This is a genomic window from Flavobacterium sp. ZB4P23 (genome assembly GCF_003970375.1).
GTDB lineage: Bacteria > Bacteroidota > Bacteroidia > Flavobacteriales > Flavobacteriaceae > Flavobacterium.
Map to the genome: position 1 here is coordinate 264,311 of NZ_RYDK01000005.1, position 15,723 is coordinate 280,033.

The following is a 15,723-nucleotide window of genomic DNA, read 5'->3' on the forward strand; positions in this document are numbered from 1 at the left end:
ACAGTTGTCTTTTTTTTTACCTTAGCAATACCTTAACGGTTGTTATATGTCAAATACTGTTCTATTTAATGTAATTTGCATTTTTGTATTTAGAAAAATTTAAACAATGACTCCAAAGAAAATTATTCCCTTTTTAGTGGTATTACTATGCTCCTTTTCATGCTTCGCTCAAGAGAAATTTACGCTAAGCGGAACTATTATTGACGCCAACAGCAACGAAACTTTAATAGGCGTCAACATTGTAATCCTTGAACTCAAAACCGGAGTAACTACCAATGAATATGGATTTTACTCCATCACAGTTCCAAAAGGAATCTATAACGTACAAATTAGCTATTTAGGATTTCAAACCAAGGAAGAGCTAATCGACTTGAGTCAAAACCTAAAAAATAATTTTAATTTATTCAGTGATGAAACCGCCTTGAAAGAAGTTGTTATTACGGATAATGAAACCAAAATAGACATCAAAAAACCCGAAATGAGCGTCAATAAACTCTCCATTTCAGCGATCAAGAAAATGCCCGTTGTGCTGGGCGAAGTCGATGTTTTAAAATCTATTTTATTACTGCCCGGTGTTACAAATGCTGGTGAAGGCGCTTCAGGATTTAATGTTCGTGGTGGCGGTGCCGACCAGAATTTAATTCTGCTCGATGAAGCTACCATATTCAATTCTTCACACGTTTTTGGTTTTTTCTCTGTTTTTAATCCGGATGCCATCAAAGATTTGAAGTTGTACAAAGGCGGAATTCCAGCTCGTTATGGTGGAAGAGCCTCTTCTGTGTTGGATATTTATCAAAAAGACGGCAACAGCAAAAATTTTCATATCAATGGAGGAATCGGATTGATTTCCAGTCGTATTTTGGCTGAAGGACCATTGGTAAAAGACAAAGGTTCCTTCCTGATTGGTGGCAGAAGTTCCTATGCGCATTTATTCCTGAAGCTATCCGAAAAACAAAAAAACAACTCCGCTTATTTTTATGACCTAAATACCAAGTTGAGTTATAAATTAGATGCAAATAACAGTCTGTATTTATCGGGTTATTTTGGCCGAGATGTCTTCAGCCTGAACAAAAGTTTTACCAATATTTATGGAAACACCACTTTAAACTTGCGCTGGAATCACTTGTTTTCTGAAAAATTATTTTCTAATTTATCGCTCATTTACAGCGATTATTATTACGGTTTGGATTTGGATTTTGTAGGGTTCAAATGGGATTCCGGCATCAAAAATTACAATATCAAATACGATTTCAAGAATTACATTTCAGATATATTCAAATTGAATTACGGAGTAAACGGAATTTATTACGAATTCAATCCGGGAACCATCAAGCCATCTGATACGGACTCCGGAATAAATTTTGCTCAATTGGATAAAAAATATGCTTTTGAACCCGCAGTTTACATCAACGCTGATCACGAAATATCCGACAGAATAGCCCTTTCCTACGGACTTCGATACAGTATATTTTACCGTTTAGGGCAATCTACCGTGAATATTTATGAAAATGACAATCCGGTTATCTTCAATTCGGAATTACAGATTTATGAAAAAGCGACTCCAATTAACACTAAATTTTACGACAAAAATAAAGTCATCCAAAGCTATAATTATCTGGAACCTCGTTTTTCATTGGCGTACAAAATCAATGACAACCAATCCATAAAAGCAAGTTACAACAGGATGGTACAGTATTTACAATTAATTTCGAACACCACATCGCCAACTCCACTTGATGTCTGGACGCCAAGCGATAATTTCATTAAACCCCAAATTGCAGATCAGGTGGCTTTGGGTTATTTTAAAAACTTTCAAGAAGGAATGTATTCCCTTGAAGTAGAAACGTATTATAAAGAAGTGCAAAACCGCTTGGATTATATTGATGGTGCTAATTTGATTGCCAATAAAGCCATTGAACAAATAATCCTGAACGGGCAATTACGATCATACGGTTTAGAAATCATGTTCCGAAAAAACGAAGGGAAATTTAATGGCTGGATATCGTATACATTATCCAAATCCGAGCAACAAACTCCGGGAAGAACCTCAATCGAAACCGGAATCAACAACGGCCAATGGTACAATTCCGTATATGACAAACTGCACAATATTGCAATAACCAGTTCCTACAATCTAAATGAAAAATGGTCTTTTGGAGCTAATTTTGCCCTGCAAACTGGGCAACCGGTAACATATCCTGTTGGACAATATGAATACTTAGGCATCAATCTACCCAGTTATGGATTGAGAAATAGAAATCGGCTCCCCGCTTACCACCACCTGGATATTGCCGCTACTTTGACTCCTAAAAGCAACAAAGACCGCCAATGGAAAGGCGAATGGGTTTTTAGCATTTACAATTTGTACAATCGGAAAAATGCCGCTTCTATTAATTTTAGACAAAATACAGATACAGGAATCAATGAAGCTGTAAAAACTTCGATATTTGGTGTAGTTCCAGCGGTGAGCTATAACTTTAAATTTTAAGCTTAGCATTCTACAAGGCAACTAAATAAAAAATAAAATCATGAAAAAAACAACACTATATCTGGTACTTCTCATCGCTATTTTTTCGGCAAGTTGTGAAGATGTTGTCGAAGTAGATTTAGATAATGCTCCACCAAAACTGGTAATTGAAGCAGCAATTAATTGGAAAAAAAGAACTTCGGGAAATCAACAAAAAATAAAACTGACTACAACAACTGGATTTTACGGTACAACTATTCCAAAAGTTTCCGGAGCAACAGTGTCTATAAAAAATAGTGCTAATGTGGTTTTTACTTTTTCGGAAATTGCAAATACCGGCGAATATACTTGCGCTACTTTTATACCGGTAATCAACGAAACCTATACACTGACAGTTATCAGCAATGGCAATACGTATACCGCAACCGATACACTAAAACCCGTTACGCCAATCACAAAAATTGTTCAAAACAATCAAGGCGGTTTTACAGGGACTGACATTGAAATTAAAACATTCTACCAAGATCCAGCGGGTGAAACCAATTATTACCTATACAAATATGTGTATTCAAACCAATCAAAATCAAATTTTTATGTTGACCAAGATGAGTTTTTCAACGGAAACGAATTTTTCAGTATGTCGCAAAATGACGAGTTAAAAAAAGACGATAAAATTGAAATAATCCACTTCGGAATTTCAAAAGCATACTACAATTACATGAGTGTATTAGTGAGTATTGCAGGAAATAATGGTGGCGGACCGTTTCAATCTCCGCCTGCTACCGTAAGAGGAAACATAATCAACACCACGGATTCGGCTAATTATCCTTTGGGTTATTTCTCCCTTAGCGAAGTTGATGTTAGAAGTTACACGATTGAATAATCAGGAGCTAATCCGGCTGTTCATTACAACCAAAAACAGGCTCTAAACAGTTTTCCAGACCGTATAAGGAGCTTCCTTTGGTCGCTCTTCTACTGCCGGAAAACTAAAGTTTACAACCTGTTTTGGTTTTCATTGCCATCCGGGCTAGTACGTGAGAGATAAAACGAGAACTTTTATTTACTTTTACACCATAATTCATAATTCATAATTCACAATGTCTTCACACCATATCGTTCGCGACGACCAAGAACCTGCTTTAATCATTGCCAATGGCGCTTCCTGTAACCCGGAACTATTGGGTCAATTACTGGAATGGTCACCACTCGTGGTCGTATTAGATTCGGCTATGGTTCGCGTTATGGAACTAGACATCAAAGTCGATGTGCTTTTAGGAGATTTTGACCGAGGATTTGACCCAGAAATTTATAAAACGTCTCAATATCCCATCGAAATAATTCATACTCCGGATCAGAATAAAACCGATTTAGAAAAAGCTTTTGACTATTTAATCGAAAGAAAAATTCCTGCTGTAAACGTCGTTTGGGCCACCGGACGAAGAGCTGATCATACCATAACCAATATTACCAACATTACGAGATATAGAAATTTATTGAAAATTGTCATTCTGGACGATCACTCAAAAGTATTCCTTTTGCCTAAAAAATTCGAAAAATGGTATACGGCAAACACTCCTATTTCATTAATCCCTATAGGTCACGTCACTGGAATTCATTCTGATAATTTATTTTATCCGCTGAAAGATGATAGTCTGACTATTGGTTACAGAACCGGCAGCAGCAACCACGTCCTCAAAGACGGAATCGTAACAATAGAACATAATGAAGGTGATCTATTAATGATGGAATGCCTGGATTAGTTTTATTGCATGTTCAACAATACATTTCTTATAATTTCATAATGACTCCAAGGAATAAAATGATTCGCTTTTTTGATCGTTATTGAATCGATTGATTTAGCATTGGTAAACTTTTTTTGCATAAAAGCAACATTGCTGTACGGCACCAAAACATCTTTTGTTCCATGAATAATCGTTACATCACATGTATTTTTTTTCATGAAACTTCGATATTCTTTGAGATTGTACCCTTAAATTTTCTGCATCGCCAAAATCACTGAATCCAAAACCCGATAGGTCAATCGCAATCATTCGGTATTTTTTAAGCAATAAAGCATCCTGAAAATATTCTTTAAAAGCATTCCAACTGCCAGGCGAGCCGTGAATAAAAAAAAGGTCGGGTTTCGAAAAAACGCAATATTCTAATTTTGTGATTTATTTTTCATCTGTTTAGTGGGCCAAAAACGTCTTTATCCATTTACAAAATAGTTATGCCTATATTTGCATCGAAATAAAAAAAATGAAAGCGAAAACGATTACCGAAAAGACTAATTTACATCCCAGAAATCTGGATAGATTTGGATATAATTTTGAGGAACTAATTCAAAAATCCCCTGAATTAAAGCCTTTTGTTTCCGCCAATAAGCACAATCCAGACGCTTTGGAAGAAACAATTGATTTTAGTAATCCCGATGCGGTAAAGTCGCTTAACAAAGCATTATTGTTGTCCCATTACGACATTCAAAACTGGGATATTCCTAAAAATTATCTTTGTCCGCCCATTCCCGGAAGAGCGGATTACATCCATTATATAGCAGATTTATTAGCTTCAAGCAACAACGGAATCATTCCTGAAGGAGAAACCGTTCAAGGCTTAGATATAGGCGTAGGTGCGAATTGCATTTATCCTATAATTGGTAATTCAGCGTACGGATGGAGTTTTGTAGGTACAGATACCGATTTAAAAGCAATTGAAAATTGCAGTGCCATTATTGAAGAAAATCCAAAATTGATTGACGCTATCAGCTTACAACAACAAACGGAATCGCGCTTTATTTTTAAAAATATAATCACTCCCGAAGACAAATTTACGTTTACCATTTGTAACCCACCTTTTCATGCCTCGCAAGATGAAGCCACGAAAAGCACGATTCGAAAAATCAACAATTTAGAAAATGCTAAAACTACAACCCGAGGTACAGCCGAACGAAGTGACGCTAAACCTGTTTTAAATTTTGGTGGTCACAATGCAGAATTGTGGTGTGAAGGCGGTGAATTAGGTTTTGTAACCCAGATGATTTACGAAAGTGCAAAATATCCGATGCAGTGCTTGTGGTTTACAACTTTGGTATCTAAAAAAGAGAATCTTTCCAGTCTTTACAAAACATTAAACAAAGTAAGTGTGGTCGAAATTAAAACCATCGATATGGCTCAAGGCCAAAAAACTAGCCGAATTATTGCTTGGACTTTCCTCAGTGAAGCACAACAAAAAGCTTGGAAATTTTAAAAAATCAGCCTAATTACTCCTTGTTCTGGTTAGAAATGAAAGATCTTTATCAATAAAAATAGTACATGTTCAATAAGAAGAACTCAAACTAGTTTTTTCATAAAAAAAAATGTAAATAATAATTATTTGCCATTTAACAAATATCTTGATTGTTTTTATTCTAATTAACGCCATTTAAGTAGTATTTTTACGGTTCTAACATTAAATTACCAAAAATGAAAAAACTTTTCTTTATTCTAACTTTAATTTTTTCAGCAGTAATAACTGCCCAAGAAATTAGAGTCTCCGGTGTTGTTACTGACGACTCCAACGCCACCTTACCTGGAACAACCATTATGATCAAAGGAATTGCAAAGGGCACTACTTCAGATATAGATGGTAAATACACCATTACTGCAAAAATTGGAGATATTTTACAATTCTCCTATGTAGGTTTAGAAACAAAATCAGTTAAAATCACAGGAAGTACACTAAACATTACTTTAACGGGAAGTGGCGAAACATTACAAAATATAGTTATAATGGGCTCCCGTAATCCTACAAGAACCGTAACGGAATCTGCAGTGCCTATTGATGTTATTTCTATGAAAGAGATCGCTTCACAAGGTGCTCAAACGAATTTGAATCAGATTTTAAATATGGTTGCGCCATCATTTACCTCAAATACAACCACTGTAGCTGATGGAACGGATCACATTGACCCTGCACAATTAAGAGGTTTAGGTCCTGATCAGGTGTTGGTTTTAATAAACGGAAAAAGAAGACACACTTCTTCTTTGGTAAATATTAATGGATCCCCTGGTAGAGGAGCTGTAGGTACCGACTTGAATTCCATTCCCGCTTTTGCTATCGAAAAAATTGAGGTATTAAGAGATGGAGCTTCAGCTCAATATGGCTCAGATGCTATTGCTGGTGTAATTAACATCAACATGAAAAAAGATACTAAAAAATTAGAAATAAACCTTTTTGGAGGAAGTCATTTTTCTAAAAATGCTAACGACCATACCGGTGGAAATGATGGAAACAACATTCAAATTGACTTGAACTACGGAACAAATTTAGGAAAGGAAAAAAGTTTCATTAATATTACGGCAAGTGCTCAATTGCGAGGTCAAACAAGTCGTGCTAAAGAAGTTAAAGGAAATTTATTTAACCGATACAATGCTGTTGAAGAAAGAGCTAGAATAGCAGGTATTAACATTAATAGTTTGTATGCGAATACGTTACTACCCCTGGTTTTTATAACGGTTTGCTGAACACAATTAATACGTATGCGCAACAAGTAAGTTATTTTGATGCAGCAACAAAAACTGCAATCCAAAATGCTGCTACATCAGGGAATTTACCGGGGATGAGAACTTTATTAGGAGTTGATGCCACAACTGACGAACTAGCCTTTAGAGGTTTAGTACGAAATGATTTTAATATGCGAGTAGGTCAATCATCACTTCAAAGCTCACAATTCTTTGTAAATGCTGCCTATCCTTTAACTGATAAATTAGAATTGTATGCTTTTGGAGGGAACAGCTACAGAACTGGTGAAGCCGCCGGTTTTTACAGAAGACCAAATCAATCTAGATCGTATACCGGATTGTATCCAAATGGTTTTTTACCAGAAATACATTCTACAATCAACGATATCTCAGCAGCAGCGGGTCTTAGAGGTATAATTTTCGAAAATTGGAATTTTGACTTAAGCAATACTTTTGGAAGAAATGCATTTGATTATGGCGTTGAAAATACCGTCAATTCTTCCATGAGAGAAAACTCTCCTACTGAATTTGACGCTGGTGGATTAGCCTTTAGCCAAAACACAACTAATTTCGACATGAACCGAAAATTTGGTGATTTGAACGTTGCTTTTGGAGCTGAATACCGAAATGAAAACTATAGTATTAGTGCAGGACAACCAGAATCATATAATTTATATGATATAAATGGTGATGTCGCTTTACCAGGAGTAACCCCCGCTAATCTGATAGTAACTGATTTCTTTGGATCTATTAGAGGGAATGGCTCCCAAGTATTTCCGGGTTTCAGGCCAACAAATGCTATTGACAAAGGTCGTAACAGTACCGCTATTTATGGAGATCTTGAATATGATGTTACAGAAAAATGGTTATTGAACGGAGCCGTTCGTTTTGAAAACTATTCTGATTTCGGAAACACTACTAATTTTAAAGTTGCCAGTCGTTATAAACTAACAGACAACATTAATTTGCGTGGTGCTGTTTCCACAGGTTTTCGCGCTCCTTCTTTACATCAAATCAATTTTAATGCTACAGCGACTCAATTTGTTGGTGGTGTACCATTTGAAGTAAGCACATTTAGTAATGATTCCCCGGCAGCACAAGCCCTTGGAATCCCACAATTGAAACAAGAAGAATCTAAAAGTGCCAGTATTGGTTTTACCGCTAAGATTCCAGAAGGAAACATTACTTTGACTGCCGATGCTTATATTGTAAGAATAGATGACAGAGTAACTTTGACGGATCAATTTTCTCGTCCATCGGGAACGTTTGCTGACGGAACGCCACAGAGAGAGCTTCAATTACAATTTGATCTCGCTGGAGCAAATGCGGCAACCTTTTTTGCCAATGCTATTAGTACAGAGTCTAAAGGAATTGATATCATTATAACACATAAGCTAAATTTAGGAGCCATAGTAATCAAATCTGATTTAGCTACTACTTTTTCTCAAACAAGACAAGTGGGCGCGATTAAAGGTTCACCTACTTTAGTTGCTAATGGTCAAATCAACCGCTATTTTTCTGAAATGAGCAGAGTCTATCTAGAAGAAGCCATTCCAAGAGTTAAAGGAAATTTAACCAACTCCTTTACTTATAAAAAATTCGATTTCTTTTTGAGAAATGTTTACTTCGGCCAGGTTACTGATCCAAATACGGCTGATGTAAATGGAGATGGAAGAGTTGAAGGAGCAATAATAAATGGTCTAGCAGTCGAAATTGAGCATCCAATCTGGGGCGCAAAAATAATCACTGATTTATCTGTTGGTTTCAAAATTACGGAAACTACAAAAGTTGTAATTGGGGCTAACAATATTTTTGATATCTATCCTGATGTAAATCTTGGTACACAAACTGCAAAAAGAGCAAATGGTGTTGACACAAATGGCAATGTAACTTATGCTGCCAATGCAACAACAATTGACTTGTCAAATGCAAATCAATTTGCATATTCAAGAAACACCTCTCAATTTGGTCAAAACGGAAGATTTCTTTTCGCTCGATTAAGCTTGAGTTTCTAGAACTCCCTGTTTTACACTAAAAACCATTCGCCCACGCGAATGGTTTTTTTTTGGCTCATCCTTTGGTAAAAAAAAGAATCCAAACTTGTATCTTTACAGCTCTAAAACTTTGCCACTTAACACCAATGAATTTTCAAGTAGTATCCGATTACCAGCCCAAAGGCGACCAACCACAAGCGATTGACAAATTAGTTCAGGGGATTATTGATGGTGATAAATTCCAAACTTTATTAGGTGTTACCGGATCCGGAAAAACATTTACGGTAGCCAATGTAATTCAGGAAGTACAAAGACCCACTTTGGTTTTGGCACACAACAAAACGTTGGCGGCACAATTATACTCGGAATTCAAGCAATTCTTCCCGAACAATGCCGTGGAATATTTCGTTTCCTATTACGATTATTACCAACCCGAAGCTTTTATGCCTGTAACCGGCGTTTTCATCGAAAAGGATTTATCCATCAATGAAGAACTGGAAAAAATGCGAATGTCAACCACTGCATCCTTGCTTTCTGGACGAAGAGACATTTTAGTTGTGGCCTCCGTTTCGTGTTTGTACGGTATTGGAAATCCTGTCGAATTTCAGAAAAACTTGATACCAATTGAAAAAGGACAAATTATTTCCCGCACCAAATTATTACATCAACTGGTGCAAAGTTTATATTCCAGAACGGAAGCCGATTTTAATCCTGGAAGTTTTAGAATAAAAGGAGACACCGTTGATGTGTATCCTAGTTATGCTGACGAAGCCTACCGAATCCATTTCTTTGGTGATGAAATTGAAGAGATCGAAAGTTTTGACACCAAGAACTCTCAAGTACTTGAAAAATTTGATAAACTGACGATTTATCCGGCCAATATGTTCGTGACTTCACCGGATGTTTTACAAGGTGCGATTTGGGAAATCCAACAGGATTTAGTAAAACAAGTCGATTATTTTAAGGAAATTGGAAAACATCTGGAAGCTAAACGACTGGAAGAACGTACCAATTTTGATTTGGAAATGATTCGGGAACTGGGTTATTGCTCCGGAATTGAAAATTATTCTCGTTATCTGGATGGTCGTTTACCTGGAACAAGACCTTTTTGCCTGCTGGATTATTTTCCAAGTGACTTCTTAATGGTTGTTGATGAAAGTCACGTAACACTTTCACAAGTCAGTGCTATGTATGGCGGGGATAGAAGCCGAAAAGAGAACTTAGTGGAATATGGTTTCCGACTTCCTGCAGCAATGGACAATCGCCCTTTGAAGTTTGAAGAATTTGAAGCCATGCAAAATCAGGTAATTTATGTTTCAGCAACACCTGCTGATTATGAATTGCAAAAAACGGAAGGTGTCGTTGTGGAACAGGTAATTCGTCCGACAGGATTATTGGATCCCATTATCGAAATCCGACCAAGTTTAAACCAGATTGATGATTTAATCGAAGAAATTCAGGTTCGGGCAGAAATTGACGAACGCGTTTTAGTGACAACTTTAACCAAAAGAATGGCAGAAGAACTCGCAAAATATTTAACGAAAGTCAATATTCGCTGTCGCTATATTCATTCTGAAGTCGACACTTTGGAACGAATAGAAATCATGCAAGATTTACGAAAAGGAATTTTTGATGTATTAATTGGTGTCAATTTACTTCGTGAAGGTCTGGATTTACCGGAAGTTTCTTTGGTGGCCATTTTAGATGCAGACAAAGAAGGTTTTTTACGAAGCCACCGCTCACTTACGCAAACAATTGGTCGCGCAGCAAGAAACCTGAACGGTAAAGCAATTATGTATGCGGATAAAATAACCGCCAGCATGCAAAAAACCATTGATGAAACAAATTATCGCAGAACCAAACAAATCAATTATAACACTGAAAACAATCAGACACCACAGGCATTAAACAAAAAAATAGAAAGTGCATTTACCAAAAATCCTTTGGTAGACTATGAATTGGGTCTCACTTTGAATGCCGCAGCAGAACCGGAAACTGCATATCTATCAAAAACGGAAATCGAGAAACTTATCCGGGAAAAACGGAAATCGATGGAAAAAGCCGCAAAAGATCTGGACTTTATGCAGGCGGCAAAATTACGGGATGACATCAAGAGATTGCAGCAACAATTAACTTAATTATGTTGCTCTTGAAAAACAGTCAATAAGACTTCAGAATTAATAATTGCGTTTGGCGCTTCATCCATCAGCTTCAGAATTCGTTTTGTTGCAGCAGGATTAAGTCCCATTTCAATTGCTATTTGTTGGATGTTAACAGCTTCTTTCTTGTGCAAAATTCCGTCGCTATGCATCAGTAAGGCCAATCTATAAAATTGCTGTATCCGCTGAAATTCGGATTTAATGGGCAACTGGGGCAATTCTAAATGAAACAAATCATTGAAACCTCCTTTTTCTATATTCAATTCATTGGCTATAATAAACAAAAAATCATATTCTTTCTTGTGTAAATGACCATCAACTGTAGAAAAAGCAATCATCTCCAAAAGTAAACTTCTCTTTTCTTCGAATGTATCCATCAAATTATTATTTTTAGCTAAAATATTGTTTTTAAATTGAATTACAAAACGAACTAATGATTCAACGATACCTATTATTGCTGTTTATCCTTTTTTTGATACCAGAAATCAACGCTCAAGAGCCAAGACCTTCAGTTAGAACTTCGAAGCAGCGTACGGCATCAAAACAAGTTTCCACTTTTACTATCGAGGCTCCACAGCTTCAATCGACAAAGAAAATTTGGGTGTATTTACCCCAAAAATATGCCACATCCAAAAGAAAATTATCCGTAATTTACATGCATGATGCTCAAAATTTATTTGACGCTACAACTTCTTATTCAGGTGAATGGAATATAGACGAAAAATTGGATAGCCTAAAAGCACCCGTTATTGTTATAGGAGTTGAACATGGAAATGAAAAACGCATTGATGAACTGACGCCTTTTAAAAACGAGAAATATGAAGGAGGAAAAGCAGACCGTTATTTAGAATTTATCGTAAAAACCTTAAAACCGCACATCGATAAAACGTTCAGAACCAAAACCGGCAAGAAAAACACTATCATCATGGGAAGTTCCCTTGGCGGTCTTACTTCGTATTACGCTGTTTTAAAATACCCAGAGATATTTGGAAAAGCGGGAGTATTTTCCCCTTCCTTTTGGTTTACCAAAGATATTTATGATCTGACTGAAAAGTCTAAAAAAATAAAGTCTAAAATCTATTTTCTATGTGGAGACAATGAAAGTGAAGATATGGTGACCGATTTGAATAAAATGGAATATTTACTGAATTCCAATAGATGTTCCTGCCTTAATTTGAATGAAAAGAAAATTGTAAAAGGCGGACAACACAATGAAAAATTATGGCGTGATGGTTTTGTAAAAGCTGTTTTATGGCTTGGTTACTAAATTATTCTGCTGCAAGTAAACACAACAAACATTAAAATCACATTCCTTATGGAACTAATCTTAAGAGCATACAACCTTAAACTGAAACATACATTCACGATTTCGAGAGAATCTATAGACTTTCAGCCTTCTTTGATTGTGGAATTACAAAGTGATGGTTATTCAGGTTTTGGCGAGGCAACTTCTAATCCGTACTACAAGACAACTGTTCCGGTGATGATGCAGGACTTGGAAAAAATTCGATCTGTAATTGAAACTAAAACAAATGAAACCCCTGAAGAATTTTGGGCTGCGATTCATCCGTATTTAAAAAACAATATGTTTGCCTTATGCGCTTTGGATATGGCCTTTACGGATTTGTATGCTCGTAAAAAAGAAAAAAAACTGTACCAATTGTGGAATTACACTACCGATAAAAATCCATTGACAGATTACACAATAGGAATTGCATCGATAGAAAAAATGGTGGCTAAAATGAAAGAATTACCTTGGCCAATTTATAAAATAAAATTAGGTACAAAGGAAGATATTGCCATTGTTACTGAACTTAGGAAACATACTGACGCTGTTTTTAGAATTGATGCCAACTGCGGCTGGGGTGTAGCAGAAACCATAAACAATGCCGTTGAACTAAAAAAATTAGGTGTCGAGTTTTTAGAACAACCCATGAAGGCAAACAATTGGGAAGAACACAAGGAAGTTTTCAAACATTCTGTTTTACCAATTATAGCCGACGAAAGTTGTATTATAGAAGAAGATGTAGCCAAATGTCACAATCATTTTCATGGGATAAATGTCAAATTAGTAAAATGTGGAGGACTAACTCCCGGAAGACGAATGATTCAGGAAGCCAAGAAATTAGGGTTAAAAACCATGGTGGGCTGCATGACCGAATCAACAGTTGGAATATCCGCAATTGCGCATTTATTACCGCAACTGGATTATGTAGATATGGATGGCGCACTATTATTATCCGAGGATATTGCCACAGGTATTACCATTGATTTCGGCAAAATAAGCTATTCTGACTTGAACGGAACCGGTGTAACTTTAATGTAGTTTTAAATGAAAGTCAATCAATTTCCAGATCGAATAATTGAAGTAGAAAATGAAGAATATCTTTATTTTGGCGGAACAGCTTATTTGGGTTTGCCTACACATTCCGAATTTCAAAACTTAATTATCAAAAATATTTTGCAATGGGGAACGGCGTACGGAAGTTCCAGAAGTGCCAATATTCAACTGACTGCCTACGAAAACGGAGAACGCTTTATAGCCCATTTTATCAAAGCAGATGCTGCACTTACTCTTTCATCCGGTATGCTGGCAGGGAAAATAGTTATTGAAATACTCGAGTCGCAAACCAATTGTTTTTTTCATTTTCCAGGCACACACGCCGCCATCAAAGCTCCTAACAGCTTACCTGTTTTTACTGAAAATGAATTAAATCCTCGTTTACTAGATACCGCAACTGAAAAAATTACGATTCTAACGGATTCTGTTCCATCCTTTCAGATAAGACCAATCGATCTTTCGATTTTAAATTCGATTCCGTCCAATAAAGAAATCACTTTGGTTATTGACGAATCGCATTCGCTTGGAATTTTGGGAACAAATGGTTGCGGAATTTATTCGACCATCAATCTTCCTAACATCAAAAGAAAAATCATGATGGCCTCTTTAGGGAAAGCCTTTGGATTAACGGGTGGCGTAATTGCCAGTGATTCTGAATTTATTAATCAGATAAAAACTTACGATACTTATATTTCCAGTGCCGGAATGAATGCCGCATTTGTACAAACTATGGCAGATGCAGCAGCAATTTATTTGCAACAGCATCAAAAACTAAAAGAAAACATTCAGTATATAGATGCTCATTTAATTAAAAACAAAGCCATTCATTTTGACCCTAAGTATCCGCTTGTTTATCCGAAAATCATTGGACTTGCTGAAATTTTGACTGCAAATAAGATCATAGTGACCAATTTTAAATACTTGACAGATACTCAGAATTTAAATAGAATTGTAATTACTGCCAATCATAGGAAAGAAGATTTAGATACTCTAATTCAGATTTTGAATTGCAACCAATTCTAAATCTAAAATTGTGTTGCAATTGCTTTTAAACCGTACCTTTGTAAAAAATTAGAATATGATGACAAACAACGATATCTTTAAAAAACTTCGCGTCGCTTTAATGCTGCGTGACGATCAAATAGTTGAAATATTGGAATTGGTAGATTTTAGAATCACTAAATCCGAATTGGGTGCATTTTTCCGCGATGAAAAACATGAAAATTACATAGAATGTGGTGATCAGGTGTTGCGTAATTTTCTAAATGCATTGGTTATTCACTTGCGTGGAACCAAAGAAAATCCAAAAAACCCAAATGATGTTTTAGCCAAGCACAAAGCTCAAATTCCTGCAAAAGAAGGAGCTAAAGATAGACCCGAGTTTAAGGCAAAACCAAGAGACGAAGAAAAATCAAGAGGCGACGAAGCACCATCAAAATCAAGACCTGCTACAAAAAACACTTCTAAAAAACAGTATCCAAAAGGAAATTCAAAAGTCCAAATAGTGGAGAAAGTGAAATTTAATTTCGGAAAAAATAAAAAATCATAAGTAGTAAAGAGTTATATCCTCTACTATATTAAATTATAAAATCCTGAACGAGAATTCAGGATTTTTTGTATATTTAGTTCATCTTAATGAATTTACGTCATCAAAATGAAACAGCTCCTAACCTTTTCTATATTATTTATTACAACATTATTTTTTGGACAAAACACTAAAAATCCAGATGCAGCTATGTTTTTTGATTCAATTTTAATGCCTGTAAATATGATGGAATATTTTGACCCAAATGAAATTGAATCTGTGAATGTAATCAAAAAAGACACTACAATAAATGCTGTTTTGTATCATGACCAACTTTATATTGCTTCTAAAAACCCCAAGAAATATGATTTTATAGGTTTAGATCAAATTAAATCTGAATTCACAAAAATCAAAAGTAATGATGTCATTTATATGGTAAACGGAACACTAATAAAAGACAATATTGAGACTTTCAAAGTAGACCGAAACTATATTCTAGAAGTTGAAGTCACCAATACAGAAGCACATTACAATCTAAGAAAAAGTGACACCAAATTTGACATTATAAACATTTTGGGAAAAACCAAAGAAAATTTAGATAATAAAAATAATATTTTAATAAGAGGTCAAGAGGTAATTGGTGTTAAATAGATTTTAAAAAAAACATTAAATGACTGTGCTTTGTGAATACCAATATATTTAATTTTATTTAAAAGATGTAGTTTGGCAACTACAGGA

Annotated in this window: 13 protein-coding genes and 1 pseudogene; 11 read left to right on the forward strand and 3 right to left on the reverse strand. The window is 35.7% G+C overall.

Annotation, left to right across the window (positions count from 1 at the left end):
• The first annotated feature begins 106 nt into the window (after positions 1–106).
• The 3 genes from EKL99_RS10445 (at position 107) to EKL99_RS10455 (ending at position 4,227) form a co-directional block, all read left to right on the forward strand.
• Positions 107–2,488, forward strand: coding sequence for a TonB-dependent receptor (locus EKL99_RS10445; RefSeq protein ID WP_126576908.1), 2,382 nt, complete (start codon positions 107–109; stop codon positions 2,486–2,488).
• Positions 2,489–2,528: 40 nt separating this feature from the next.
• A complete protein-coding gene (locus EKL99_RS10450) occupies positions 2,529–3,350 on the forward strand; it encodes a DUF4249 domain-containing protein (RefSeq protein WP_126576909.1) in 822 nt (273 codons plus the stop codon).
• Between the two features lie 214 nt (positions 3,351–3,564).
• Entirely contained in the window at positions 3,565–4,227 is a 663-nt protein-coding gene (locus tag EKL99_RS10455) for a thiamine diphosphokinase (protein ID WP_126515584.1), read from the forward strand.
• Positions 4,228–4,229: 2 nt separating this feature from the next.
• Here the strand turns inward: EKL99_RS10455 and EKL99_RS10460 are convergent, their stop codons facing one another.
• Positions 4,230–4,427 carry an alpha/beta fold hydrolase gene (locus EKL99_RS10460; protein WP_126576910.1) on the reverse strand — a complete coding sequence of 66 codons (198 nt, stop codon included), beginning with the start codon at positions 4,425–4,427 and terminating at the stop codon, positions 4,230–4,232.
• The gene (locus EKL99_RS14910) at positions 4,408–4,641 is read right to left on the reverse strand and encodes an alpha/beta fold hydrolase (protein ID WP_126576921.1); all 234 of its coding nucleotides are present in this window, start codon (positions 4,639–4,641) and stop codon (positions 4,408–4,410) included. Before EKL99_RS14910 ends, EKL99_RS10460 begins: the two co-directional genes overlap by 20 nt.
• Before the next feature lie 85 nt (positions 4,642–4,726).
• Here EKL99_RS14910 and rlmF point away from each other — a divergent pair, with 85 nt between their 5' ends.
• The 3 genes and pseudogenes from rlmF (at position 4,727) to uvrB (ending at position 11,098) form a co-directional block, all read left to right on the forward strand.
• Positions 4,727–5,713 (forward strand): 23S rRNA (adenine(1618)-N(6))-methyltransferase RlmF, encoded by a 987-nt coding sequence (rlmF, locus tag EKL99_RS10470; protein ID WP_126576911.1) that lies wholly within the window; start codon positions 4,727–4,729, stop codon positions 5,711–5,713.
• Between the two features lie 215 nt (positions 5,714–5,928).
• Positions 5,929–8,981 (forward strand): annotated as a pseudogene (locus tag EKL99_RS10475) (TonB-dependent receptor domain-containing protein).
• 125 nt (positions 8,982–9,106) lie between these two features.
• Complete coding sequence (gene uvrB / locus EKL99_RS10480) at positions 9,107–11,098, forward strand: excinuclease ABC subunit UvrB (protein WP_126561955.1); 1,992 nt, start codon at positions 9,107–9,109, stop codon at positions 11,096–11,098.
• On the opposite strand, the gene EKL99_RS10485 is transcribed toward uvrB, so the two are convergent.
• On the reverse strand, positions 11,095–11,496 hold the full coding sequence (locus tag EKL99_RS10485; RefSeq protein ID WP_126561956.1) for an excinuclease ABC subunit B: 402 nt from the start codon (positions 11,494–11,496) through the stop codon (positions 11,095–11,097). The two genes, uvrB and EKL99_RS10485, sit on opposite strands and share 4 nt — an antisense overlap.
• 56 nt (positions 11,497–11,552) lie before the next feature.
• On the opposite strand from EKL99_RS10485, the gene EKL99_RS10490 reads away from it, so the two are divergent.
• The 5 genes from EKL99_RS10490 to EKL99_RS10510 all read left to right on the forward strand — a co-directional run bounded on the left by EKL99_RS10490 (position 11,553) and on the right by EKL99_RS10510 (position 15,636).
• Positions 11,553–12,386 (forward strand): alpha/beta hydrolase, encoded by an 834-nt coding sequence (locus tag EKL99_RS10490; protein ID WP_126561957.1) that lies wholly within the window; start codon positions 11,553–11,555, stop codon positions 12,384–12,386.
• A 48-nt stretch (positions 12,387–12,434) separates the two neighbouring features.
• On the forward strand, positions 12,435–13,445 hold the full coding sequence (locus EKL99_RS10495; protein WP_126554321.1) for a dipeptide epimerase: 1,011 nt from the start codon (positions 12,435–12,437) through the stop codon (positions 13,443–13,445).
• A gap of 6 nt (positions 13,446–13,451) precedes the next feature.
• Positions 13,452–14,483, forward strand: a complete 1,032-nt coding sequence (locus EKL99_RS10500; protein WP_126576912.1) for an aminotransferase class I/II-fold pyridoxal phosphate-dependent enzyme — start codon at positions 13,452–13,454, stop codon at positions 14,481–14,483.
• Positions 14,484–14,541: 58 nt separating this feature from the next.
• Entirely contained in the window at positions 14,542–15,009 is a 468-nt protein-coding gene (locus EKL99_RS10505) for a DUF1456 family protein (protein WP_126454659.1), read from the forward strand.
• Positions 15,010–15,114: 105 nt separating this feature from the next.
• Positions 15,115–15,636, forward strand: a complete 522-nt coding sequence (locus EKL99_RS10510; RefSeq protein WP_126576913.1) for a hypothetical protein — start codon at positions 15,115–15,117, stop codon at positions 15,634–15,636.
• Positions 15,637–15,723 lie beyond the last annotated feature (87 nt).

What these genes read in the sequence shown, in the direction of transcription:
- EKL99_RS10445 (WP_126576908.1), top strand. Translation starts at nt 107, where the DNA reads ATGACTCCAAAGAAAATTATTCCCTTTTTAGTGGTATTACTATGCTCC.
- EKL99_RS10495 (WP_126554321.1), top strand. Translation starts at nt 12,435, where the DNA reads ATGGAACTAATCTTAAGAGCATACAACCTTAAACTGAAACATACATTC.
- uvrB (WP_126561955.1), top strand. Translation starts at nt 9,107, where the DNA reads ATGAATTTTCAAGTAGTATCCGATTACCAGCCCAAAGGCGACCAACCA.
- EKL99_RS10460 (WP_126576910.1), bottom strand. Translation starts at nt 4,427, where the DNA reads ATGAAAAAAAATACATGTGATGTAACGATTATTCATGGAACAAAAGAT.
- EKL99_RS10450 (WP_126576909.1), top strand. Translation starts at nt 2,529, where the DNA reads ATGAAAAAAACAACACTATATCTGGTACTTCTCATCGCTATTTTTTCG.
- EKL99_RS10455 (WP_126515584.1), top strand. Translation starts at nt 3,565, where the DNA reads ATGTCTTCACACCATATCGTTCGCGACGACCAAGAACCTGCTTTAATC.
- EKL99_RS10500 (WP_126576912.1), top strand. Translation starts at nt 13,452, where the DNA reads ATGAAAGTCAATCAATTTCCAGATCGAATAATTGAAGTAGAAAATGAA.
- EKL99_RS10510 (WP_126576913.1), top strand. Translation starts at nt 15,115, where the DNA reads ATGAAACAGCTCCTAACCTTTTCTATATTATTTATTACAACATTATTT.
- EKL99_RS10485 (WP_126561956.1), bottom strand. Translation starts at nt 11,496, where the DNA reads ATGGATACATTCGAAGAAAAGAGAAGTTTACTTTTGGAGATGATTGCT.
- rlmF (WP_126576911.1), top strand. Translation starts at nt 4,727, where the DNA reads ATGAAAGCGAAAACGATTACCGAAAAGACTAATTTACATCCCAGAAAT.
- EKL99_RS10505 (WP_126454659.1), top strand. Translation starts at nt 14,542, where the DNA reads ATGACAAACAACGATATCTTTAAAAAACTTCGCGTCGCTTTAATGCTG.
- EKL99_RS10490 (WP_126561957.1), top strand. Translation starts at nt 11,553, where the DNA reads ATGATTCAACGATACCTATTATTGCTGTTTATCCTTTTTTTGATACCA.